General features: G+C 70.8%; 10 protein-coding genes. 4 read left to right on the top strand and 6 right to left on the bottom strand.

All coding sequences use genetic code 11. The features are described 5' to 3' along the window. Positions 1 to 44 precede the first annotated feature (44 nt). The gene (locus tag BEP24_RS14980; RefSeq protein ID WP_065964762.1) at positions 45 to 785 is read right to left on the bottom strand and encodes an MBL fold metallo-hydrolase; all 741 of its coding nucleotides are present in this window, start codon (positions 783 to 785) and stop codon (positions 45 to 47) included. Positions 786 to 848: 63 nt separating this feature from the next. On the opposite strand from BEP24_RS14980, the gene BEP24_RS14975 reads away from it, so the two are divergent. The 3 genes from BEP24_RS14975 (at position 849) to BEP24_RS14965 (ending at position 3,307) form a co-directional block, all read left to right on the top strand. Then, positions 849 to 1,370 (top strand): hypothetical protein, encoded by a 522-nt coding sequence (locus BEP24_RS14975; protein WP_065964760.1) that lies wholly within the window; start codon positions 849 to 851, stop codon positions 1,368 to 1,370. Positions 1,371 to 1,374: 4 nt separating this feature from the next. Next, a complete protein-coding gene (locus tag BEP24_RS14970; protein ID WP_065964758.1) occupies positions 1,375 to 2,433 on the top strand; it encodes a YihY/virulence factor BrkB family protein in 1,059 nt (352 codons plus the stop codon). Positions 2,434 to 2,608: 175 nt separating this feature from the next. Next, entirely contained in the window at positions 2,609 to 3,307 is a 699-nt protein-coding gene (locus BEP24_RS14965; RefSeq protein ID WP_065964754.1) for an SDR family oxidoreductase, read from the top strand. Positions 3,308 to 3,320: 13 nt separating this feature from the next. Here BEP24_RS14965 and BEP24_RS14960 read toward each other — a convergent pair whose 3' ends face one another. Next, positions 3,321 to 4,901, bottom strand: a complete 1,581-nt coding sequence (locus BEP24_RS14960) for an ATP-binding cassette domain-containing protein (RefSeq protein WP_065964752.1) — start codon at positions 4,899 to 4,901, stop codon at positions 3,321 to 3,323. Positions 4,902 to 5,189: 288 nt separating this feature from the next. Here BEP24_RS14960 and BEP24_RS14955 point away from each other — a divergent pair, with 288 nt between their 5' ends. Then, positions 5,190 to 5,615, top strand: coding sequence for a DUF3151 domain-containing protein (locus BEP24_RS14955; RefSeq protein ID WP_065964751.1), 426 nt, complete (start codon positions 5,190 to 5,192; stop codon positions 5,613 to 5,615). 175 nt (positions 5,616 to 5,790) lie between these two features. Here BEP24_RS14955 and BEP24_RS17205 read toward each other — a convergent pair whose 3' ends face one another. From BEP24_RS17205 to BEP24_RS16705, 4 genes are all read right to left on the bottom strand, one after another. Further along, on the bottom strand, positions 5,791 to 6,786 hold the full coding sequence (locus BEP24_RS17205) for a hypothetical protein (protein ID WP_139197568.1): 996 nt from the start codon (positions 6,784 to 6,786) through the stop codon (positions 5,791 to 5,793). Next, positions 6,783 to 7,355 carry an SdpA family antimicrobial peptide system protein gene (locus BEP24_RS18195; protein ID WP_139197567.1) on the bottom strand — a complete coding sequence of 191 codons (573 nt, stop codon included), beginning with the start codon at positions 7,353 to 7,355 and terminating at the stop codon, positions 6,783 to 6,785. The genes BEP24_RS17205 and BEP24_RS18195 overlap by 4 nt, the downstream gene beginning before the upstream one ends. A 3-nt stretch (positions 7,356 to 7,358) precedes the next feature. Further along, complete coding sequence (locus tag BEP24_RS14945) at positions 7,359 to 8,033, bottom strand: hypothetical protein (protein ID WP_065964748.1); 675 nt, start codon at positions 8,031 to 8,033, stop codon at positions 7,359 to 7,361. 79 nt (positions 8,034 to 8,112) lie between these two features. Continuing rightward, complete coding sequence (locus BEP24_RS16705; RefSeq protein ID WP_083230413.1) at positions 8,113 to 8,451, bottom strand: SdpI family protein; 339 nt, start codon at positions 8,449 to 8,451, stop codon at positions 8,113 to 8,115. Positions 8,452 to 8,952: the final 501 nt, after the last annotated feature.

The raw sequence follows: 8,952 nt of genomic DNA, 5'->3' as shown, positions 1-8,952 counted from the left end.
CGCCAGCCGCGTGCCTGCCGCGTGCCTGCCGCGTGCCTGCCGCGCTACGCGACCCCCGCCGTCCGTCGCGCCTGCGCGACCGCGGCCCGCACCCCGCGCGACCACGCGGGCCCGTGGCCGGGCAGGACGTGGCGTGCCTCGGTGTCCTCCAGGCGGGTGAGCGAGGCGACCGCGGTGTCGACGTCCGCCGTCGCGGCCGGGGCGACCACGCGCGGACCGATCCCGCCCGTGTACGGGTCGAACGTGACGAGCGCGTCCCCGACGACCACGGCGTCGCGGTCGGCGAAGTGCAGCGCGACGTGCCCGTCGGTGTGCCCGGGCGTCTCGATGATCCACGGGGTGCCCGGGACCTCGGCGCGCGAGGCGAGCGGCAGCGTGTCCGCGACCCCGTCGACCGTCAGCGCACCGGCGACGAGCATCCGACCGAGCGGGGCGAACCCGCCCGGGTGCACCGCGACGAAGCCGAACCGGTTCGTCTGCGGGCGGTACGAGTACGGGTGCGCGGCGAGCTCGCGGTCGCCGGGGTGCACGTACACGGGCGTGCTCCACTCCCGGTGCATCCGGGCGGCCGTGCCGACGTGGTCGAAGTGCCCGTGGGTGAGCAGGAGCGCCTCGACGCGGGCGGGCGAGTAGCCGAGCTCGTGCACCGCGAGCAGCAGGTGCGGCCAGACGGCGGGCAGCCCGGCGTCGACGACGAGCAGCCGGTCGCCGGTCTCGACGAGGTAGGTGTTGGTGTGTGCGAGCTCGAGGCGGTGGATCCCCTCGGCGACGTCCCGGATCAGCATGCGGCGCACGCTAGACGGCTCCTGCTGAGCACCGGCGCGGACCCGTCCTGGTAGGCAGATTGCATGGCCAAGGACAGTCTCCCCGAGCTGGAACTCGCGAACGTGCGCACGCGCGAGCGGTTGACGGACAGCGTCACCGAGATCAAGCGGCGCGCGAACGTGCCGGCACGCACCCGGCTCGCGGTCGCGAAGGCCCGGCAGCGCTGGCACCGTGACCCGACCCCGCTCGTCGCGATGGCCGTGACCGCCGCGACGGGCGTCGCGGCGATCGTGCTCGGTGCGCGCATCGGTCGGACCGACGCCGGCCACCTCGACCAGCCGCCGGCGCAGACGGCGTTCACCGCGCTCCTGCCCTTCGGCGCGCGCGGGGAGCCCGACCCCGACCAGGCCCGCGGTGGCCGGAAGGGGCGGAAGGCCCGACGCAAGGCGGCGGAGGAGTCGCTCGAGCGCGACCCGGTGCACAAGAACCGCGTCAAGCAGCGCGCCGGCATCTCGGCGGTGCAACGCCGTGCGACGGCGAACCGGAAGCAGGCCGCGAAGCGGTCGAAGGCGGCGGCGAAGGCCCTCGCGAAGGCGAAGGGCTAGGGCCATGGCGCGCAAGGACCACGACACGGACCGCAACCAGGGCAAGCCGGCGCCGGACGACCCGCGCAAGCCGGACAGCCCGACCGACCTGACGAAGCCGTCGTTCACGTACACGCTGAAGAAGACGCTCCGCGAGTTCACCGGCGACCAGTGCACCGACCTCGCGGCGAGCCTGACGTACTACACGGTCCTCGCCCTGTTCCCGGGCCTGCTGGCGATCGTCTCGATCCTCGGGCTGGTGTCCGACCCGCAGAAGACGATCGAGACGCTCCTCGACGTCGTCCGCAACGTCGGCGGTGGACAGGTCGCCGACCTGCTCCAGGACCCCATCGAGGGTCTCGTCCGTTCGCCCGCGGCCCCGGTCACGTTCATCGTCGGTCTCCTCGGTGCGCTGTGGTCTGCCTCCGGGTTCGTCGGGGCCTTCGGCCGGGCGATGAACCGGATCTACAACGTGCGCGAGGGCCGTCCGATCTGGAAGCTCCGCCCGACCATGCTCGGCGTCACGGTGTTCACCGTCGTGCTGCTCGTGGTCGGCCTGCTCGTGCTGCTCTCCGGGCCCCTGGCGCGCACGTTCGGTGACGTCGTCGGCCTCGGGGACGCAGCCGCGCTCGTGGTCTCGATCGTGCAGTGGCCGATCCTGCTCGCGATCATGATCGTGATCGTCGCGGTGCTGTACTACTGGGCGCCGAACATCCGCCAGTCGAAGTTCAAGTGGGTCAGCGGTGGCGCGCTCGTCGCGATCACGATCTGGGTCGTCGCGAGCGTCGGCTTCGGCTTCTACGTCGGCAACTTCTCGAACTACAACGCCACGTACGGCTCGCTCGGTGGCGTGATCGTCTTCCTGCTGTGGATCTGGATCACGAACAACGCGCTGCTGTTCGGCGCCGAGTTCGACGCCGAGCTCGAGCGTGGGCGCCAGCTGCAGGCCGGCATCCGTGCCGAGGAGGACATCCAGCTCCCCGAGCGCGACACCCGGCAGATCGAGAAGCAGGACGAGCAGCACGCGAAGGACGTCCTCGAGGGCATCCGGATCCGCGAGAGCGCGGGGCGCGAGAAGGACTGACCGGCAGCGGTCGGAGCGGAGGGCGGCGCGGGAGCGTCGCCCTCCGGTCGGGTGGGAGGGCGGCGCGGGTGCGCCGCCCTCCGTCGTTCCTGCACAGGCGGCAGGTCGGGTGGTGCCGTCCACAGCCTGGAGGCGCGGTGCCGGTCCGTCCCACGCCGTCCGTAGGCTCGTGGCCATGACCGACACCGCACCTGCCGCCAGCCGTCCGACCGCACTCGTCACCGGTGCCACCCGGGGGATCGGCCGGGCCATCGCGATCGAGCTCGGCCGCACGCACCACGTCGTCGTCGGCGGCCGGACCGCCGACGCGGTCGACGCCCTGGTCGCCGAGCTGCCCGACGCCTCGCCGTTCGTGGCCGACCTCGGCGCGGGGGAGACCGCCCCGCTCCCTGAGCGGCTCGACGTGCTCGTGCACTCCGCCGGTGTGGAGCAGGGCACCCGCGTCGGCGACACCCCGCGCGCGGTCTGGGAGCAGGTCTTCGCCACGAACGTGTTCGCCGTCGCCGAGCTCACCCGACTGGCGCTGCCGGCGCTCCGGGCAGCCCGTGGCATCGTCGTCCCGATCAACAGCGGGTCGGGCTTCACGGCGGGCCCCGGCGGCGGTGTGTACGCGGCGTCGAAGTTCGCGCTGCGGGCCTTCGCCGACGCCCTGCGCGAGGAAGAACGGGCGAACGGCGTGCGGGTGTCGAGCGTGCACCCGGGTCGGGTCGACTCGGACATGCAGCGCGCCCTCGTCGAGAAGCTCGGCGAGGAGTACGACACCGACTACTACCTGGCGCCCGAGGACGTCGCCGCCGCCGTGCGCACCGTCGTCGACCTGCCGGAGCGGGGGACGATCGAGTCGCTCGCGATCCGGCCGACCCGGCGGCGGTAGCGCCGCCCGGGCGTCACGACAGGGCGACACGACCGGTCAGGTCGAGCCGGTCGAGGAACGCCTCGTCGTGGCTGACGACCACGAGTGCACCCCGGTACGCCCGGAGCGCGGCGACGAGCTGGTCGACGCTCGTCAGGTCGAGGTCGTTCGTCGGTTCGTCCAGCACGAGCAGCTGCGGCGGCGGGTCCGCGAGGACGAGTGTCGCCAGCGCGACCCGGAACCGCTCACCGCCGGACAGGGCCCCGGCGACCCGGTCGACCGTGTCCCCGCGGACCAGGAACCGTGCCAGGCGGTTGCGGACCTCGGCATCCGGGACGTGCGGTGCCGCCCGTCGCACGTTGTCGAGCACGGTCGCGCCGTCGTCGAGCGTGTCCTTCCGCTGCGGCAGGTACGCCACCCGGTCCACGAACGACACCGCCGCAGTCCCGGGCAGCGGGTGCTCCCGAGCGCCGGGCACCCCGACGAGCTGCTCGAGGAGCGTGCTCTTGCCGACGCCGTTGTCCCCGACGACCGCGATCCGCTCCGGACCCTGCACGACCGTCTCGCGCCCGTGCACCGTGAGGGCGGCGATGCGCCGTGCGGCGGGCACGTCCGGGTCGGGGAGCGCCACGTGGATCGCCTCGTCGTCGCGGAGGCGGAGTTCGGCCTCCCGCACGGACGCGAGCGCCCCGGACTCGGCCGACGCGTGCGCGACCCGGAGCCGCCCGGCGGTCTGCTCGGCCTGCTTCCGCAGCTCGTTCGCCAGGATCTTCGGCATCGACCGGCCGGCACGCGCGCCCGCCCTCGCCCGGCGCGCGATCGTCGTCTCCGCCTCGATCCGCTGCCGTTGCTCGGCCCGGTGCCGCTGCTCGGCGACGCGGACCTCGCGCTCGACCGCGGCCTGCTGCACGGCGAGGTGCTCCTCGAACGCGCTGAACGTGCCGCCGAAGACGGTCGCCGTCCCGCCGCGGAGCTCGACCGTCTCGTCGACGTGCTCGAGCAGCTCCCGGTCGTGGCTGACGAGCACGAGGGTCCCGTCCCAGTTGTCGACCAGGTCGAGGAGCGCCGCCCGTGCCCGACGGTCGAGGTTGTTCGTCGGCTCGTCGAGGAACGCGATCGGACGACCGCGGAGCCGGATGCCGGCGACGGCGGCGAGCACGGCCTGGCCACCGGAGAGCGTCGTCGCCGGCCGGTCCAGGTCGTCGCCGTCGAGTCCGGTGCCGGCGCCGGCGAGCGCGGCGGCGGCACGCTCCTCGAGGTCCCAGTCGTCGCCGACGACCTCGAACTCCTCGGCGGACGCCGTCCCGGCGAGCACGGCACGCAGCGCGGTGAGCGTCGGACGGATGCCGAGCAGGTCGGCGACGGTGTCGCCGGGGCGGGCGGCGAGCCGCTGCGGCAGCAGGTCGACCGGACCGGTCGTCCGGATGCTGCCCGACGTGGGGTGGAGCTGCCCCGTGACGAGCCGGACCAGCGTGGACTTGCCGGCCCCGTTCCTCCCGACCAGGCCGGTCCGGCCCCGGCCGAAGGCAGTGGTGAGGTGGTCGAGCGCGACGGAACCGTCGGGCCAGGTGAAGGTGACGTCGTGCAGGACGACGGAGGGGGTCGTTGCGGGCATGGAGGTGCCTCCCGGATCGTGAGCTGGGCGCACGACACCGGACCCGCGGCGACCCGGAGGGGTCGGCGACGCGGATGCGCCCGACGGGGCGCGACGATCACGGTGTCAGCGCGAGGACTGCGCGGTACCGGTGGTCGACTGCACTGCTGCTCTTCCGTCGGGGGACCCCCGTGTCCGCCACCCGTGCCGCCGGTCGGTCTCCCGCCCCGGCAGCCCCGCGGTGACGACGAGGTGACGTCCACCGTACGGGCGGACCCGGCCGCAGGCAAGAGGTGACAGGCTGGAGGCATGCCGGAGAACCTGCTGCCGAACCCGACCGCGAACCCCGCGACCCTGCTGCCCGAGGAGCCGGAGGTGACCGCGGCGCTCGCCGCCGACGCCCCCGTGGCGAGCGTCGTCGTGTCGCACCCGTCCTCGAGCCTGGCGTGGGCGCTGCTCGCCGACGAGGCGTGGGAGCGCGGCGCGACCCTGGAGTCCTACGCCTACGCCCGTGTCGGGTACCACCGCGGCCTCGACGCACTGCGGCGGGCCGGCTGGCGCGGTGCCGGGCCGGTGCCGTGGTCGCACGAGCCGAACCGCGGCGTGCTCCGCGCGCTGTTCGCCCTGCGCCGGGCAGCCGAGGCGATCGACGAGCCGGGCGAGCCCGAGCGGCTGACGGACTTCCTCGACCAGAGCGACCCCGAGGCGCTGCGCGCGCTCACCGCGGGGGAGTAGCGCGGGCGCGCTGCCCGCACCGCGCTGCCCGCACCGCGCTGCCCGCACCGCCCGCTGCGGCTGCGCCCGCGCGGCCTTTCGCCGAACCGAAAGCACCTTGCGCTACGGGTTTCCGTGGCGCGAGGTGCCTCCCGTTGTTCACGAGCAAGTCGCGGCGAGGCACCCCGCCGCCCCTTCACTCGTCCGACCGGACTCGTCGAGGGGCAACCAGGAGCGGACGCTCAGGGCGCTTGTCAGGACCAAGAGATCGAGGCTCGGTCCGGCGGAGGGCGCGGCACAGCGCCCAGGGCATTGCGTCTGAAGAGCGCCACGTGATCAGAAGCACGAGGCCGATCATCGAGATTGCGAATGTGACGAGCCCGAGCACCAGAGCGAAGACCAGATGCATGGTGGCGGACAGTGCCAGCGTCATCAGACGGGCGTTCCGACGCCTCGCGGTCAGGACGGAGAACGCGAGGACGTACTCCGTCACGATGACGCCCCAAGTAGCGGCCTGAAGGAGCGGGGCATGGGAAAAGGCGGCCTCGAGCAGGGAGCGAATCTCAGCCCGAGCTCCGAAGTTCGGCTGCTGTAGCCAGAACCAGAGTGCGCTGCCATCAGCCCAGATCGGATGCGTCTGCTTCACTACGGCTGCTTCCAGGTAGACGTACGCCAGTTGCACCTTGAGCGTCACCAGCAGGACTTGACTCGGAATGTGCCGGAGGGCTGGGATACCTGAACTGCGCGGTCGCCACCCGAATGCGCGCCAGTCAGTCGCGCACACCAGTGCAAGCACGGCGGTAACGCTCGCGGTGAGGTAATCGCCACCTTCGATGCCAACTGTGTTGGACGCAAGGGTGAACGCGGCATAAGCATGCAACGGTGCGGCTAGGCCGGGTACAGCGCCTACGAGCGTGGGCAGGCACAGCAGGACGAGCAGCCAGCGGACGACGTCGGCACTGGACGGCTCAGCCAGGCAGAACGCTCCGAGCGCTGCAAGCCCCGTGCAGTTCGACGGTCTCAGCCCCGGCGAGGAGGGATCGTGCAGGAGGACCGACGCATCGTTCACCGCGAGGACAACAACGGTCGAAAGAGCCAGCACCGACCGCGCGACCGATAGCTGCAATCCGTGCGGCGACCTCGCCCAGTAGCGAAGGACTGCGGCGCCGAGCCCTTCTGCGGCGTTGCTCAACTTCCGGTACACAGTACGTGCGCCCTTGTGATGCTTCCCGGTGGCGGAGTGCGGAAGCGAGCGAAGGCAAGCGGAACAGGTGGCTGTCGGATCAGCAGGAGTTCGCCGCAGAGAGCCTTCGATGAGCTGTGCATCGACACTTCCGGATCCCGCGATGTGCGAGTGGGCTCGCAACTGGCGGGTCGCCTCACGTTGCGGCATCGGGACCAGGAAGTGTTGTCGGGGAGACTCTCGAGCAAGTACGAGAGATCTTGGTCAAAGTTGCGTGCGTGTCGCGACAGGCCGTATGCATTGTCGGGCGCGGAGGTCACGTTGCCCTCGTCGATCACCCACCTGCCCTGCCGCAAGTGAGCAACTCGTACGATGTCTTCCCGCGCGTCTCGTGTGAAGAAGCCCCAGCCCTGGCGGAAGATCTGCGCAACGGTGCGAGTGGCGATGCCGTTCCCGGACGGGTCACTGACAGTCTGCGGCGCTTTGTTCCCGAGGAACGAAAGCAGACAGAGAAGGATGCATCCGGTGCAGCTGACGGTGGCAACCAGCACGGTCGTGGCGAGTTTGCGATTGCGCATTCCTCAGGCGAAGAGGGCAGCGAGGCGAGCGGCGACTTCCGTTTCGCGGAGACGAGGGTAGTGCTCCGCGACCTTCGACGGATCCGCAGTCGGAAGGCCTTCAGTCGAGGTTGTCGTCATGCGTGAGTTCCAGACTCCGTTGTTGGTCCAGAGGCCGTTCTGGTTGACCACGATGTTCACGTTCCCAGCAACGTTGAAGTTCACTCCGGCGATCACGGTGCCGACGGCGATGGCCAGGACGAGGGCCGCCGCGCAGACTGTCGGACCACAGACGCGCGCAGAGTCTTCTCGAGCCCCGGCCTTGATCGCCTCCGGGTAGTTCGACTGGAGGGACGAGAAGAAGGCGTCTCGAAGACCGGAGAAACCGTTGAGGACTTCGTACGGATCGCCGGACTGAACCTCGTCGAGAGCCGTGGTGGTCTCGTAGGAAGGGTTGTGGAGGACATCATCGACGATGTGGTCGGTGAATCGCTCGTAGTTCTTCCGGTCATCGGCAGTCAAGCTGTCGGGCAGGCGTACCTCTGTGTCGATCTCGTGTGCCAGCTTGCCCTGACCAAAGATCAGACCGCGCACGATCTGCTCGTCGGTGTACAGCCGCGACTGGGAAGCTGCGGCAGTGGACAAGCCCGCTGCGGCGATGGTGGCACCGAGCGCGACCGTTGCGATGATCTTCTTCATGGCGTCTTCCTGATGGTGACTGGTGAGGGAGAGTGCGTCCGGTCTCGCGAGATGCCGCCGGAGAGGTCGCCGTGAGCGGTCAACGCTCGTCGCAGCGCTGTGCCGCTCGGCTCGCGATGACCGAGCCTGCGACCACCAAGGCCAGACCAGCGACCATCCCGATGAGGACAGCGGCATCTGCGACAGCTTTTGTTGCGAACGCGTTCAACAAGCCCCCGCCCACGAAGCAGAGGCCTGCCCCGTCGAGCCAGAGCCTGGCCGCGCGATGGCCAGCTCGCCATGTCCCGTCCGATTTCATGACCGATCTGATTCGGATGCCGGCTGCGCCGTTCGGCCCGAGTACGCCTCGGGCGGCGAGTTCTGCCACGACGCCGACGACGACTCCGCTGAAAGCGAGGGCAAGCCCGGACAACTCCATGTCCCCAGTGAAACGTGATGTACCAGTTGAGTCAAGGCTTCGGTGCCGGATATGTCGCAAGTCGAATGTTGCAGCAGCTGCTGCGCCGGAAGGTGATCCCGAGCGCCCGGGGTCCGCCGTCGATGCGAGACTGCAGCGCAGATGAACCCTCTCGGGGCGTGGTGCGCTTCGAAGCCAAGTGTCAGAATTCGCCGACAGGGGCCGCGGTCCACGCAACTGACTGCCGATCAGTCCCGTGCTCTGCTTCGATGCCGGGCCCTCGGACTCACCTCCGCGAGCGTCGGGCGCTGTGGTGCCGAGCGACTCTGCGGCACAACGGAAAGCACCTCACGCCACGGCGAACCGTGGCGCGAGGTGCTTCCCGTTGTGCGCGAGCAAACCGAACCGCGGAACGGTGCGGCCGCCGCTCGCGGAGGTGAGTCCGAGGGCCCGGCATCGAAGCAGAGCACGGGACTGATCGGCAGTCAGTTGCGTGGACCGCGGCCCCTGTCGGCGAATTCT

The organism is Curtobacterium sp. UCD-KPL2560 (assembly GCF_001705035.1).
Taxonomy (GTDB): Bacteria; Actinomycetota; Actinomycetes; order Actinomycetales; family Microbacteriaceae; genus Curtobacterium.
Note: the sequence above shows the minus strand (reverse complement) of the source record. Positions and strands in the feature narration are given on the sequence as shown.

Coding starts and splice junctions, on each gene's coding strand:
- BEP24_RS14965 (WP_065964754.1), top strand. CDS start 2,609: ATGACCGACACCGCACCTGCCGCCAGCCGTCCGACCGCACTCGTCACC.
- BEP24_RS14960 (WP_065964752.1), bottom strand. CDS start 4,901: ATGCCCGCAACGACCCCCTCCGTCGTCCTGCACGACGTCACCTTCACC.
- BEP24_RS14970 (WP_065964758.1), top strand. CDS start 1,375: ATGGCGCGCAAGGACCACGACACGGACCGCAACCAGGGCAAGCCGGCG.
- BEP24_RS14980 (WP_065964762.1), bottom strand. CDS start 785: ATGCTGATCCGGGACGTCGCCGAGGGGATCCACCGCCTCGAGCTCGCA.
- BEP24_RS18195 (WP_139197567.1), bottom strand. CDS start 7,355: ATGCGCAATCGCAAACTCGCCACGACCGTGCTGGTTGCCACCGTCAGC.
- BEP24_RS16705 (WP_083230413.1), bottom strand. CDS start 8,451: ATGGAGTTGTCCGGGCTTGCCCTCGCTTTCAGCGGAGTCGTCGTCGGC.
- BEP24_RS14945 (WP_065964748.1), bottom strand. CDS start 8,033: ATGAAGAAGATCATCGCAACGGTCGCGCTCGGTGCCACCATCGCCGCA.
- BEP24_RS14955 (WP_065964751.1), top strand. CDS start 5,190: ATGCCGGAGAACCTGCTGCCGAACCCGACCGCGAACCCCGCGACCCTG.
- BEP24_RS14975 (WP_065964760.1), top strand. CDS start 849: ATGGCCAAGGACAGTCTCCCCGAGCTGGAACTCGCGAACGTGCGCACG.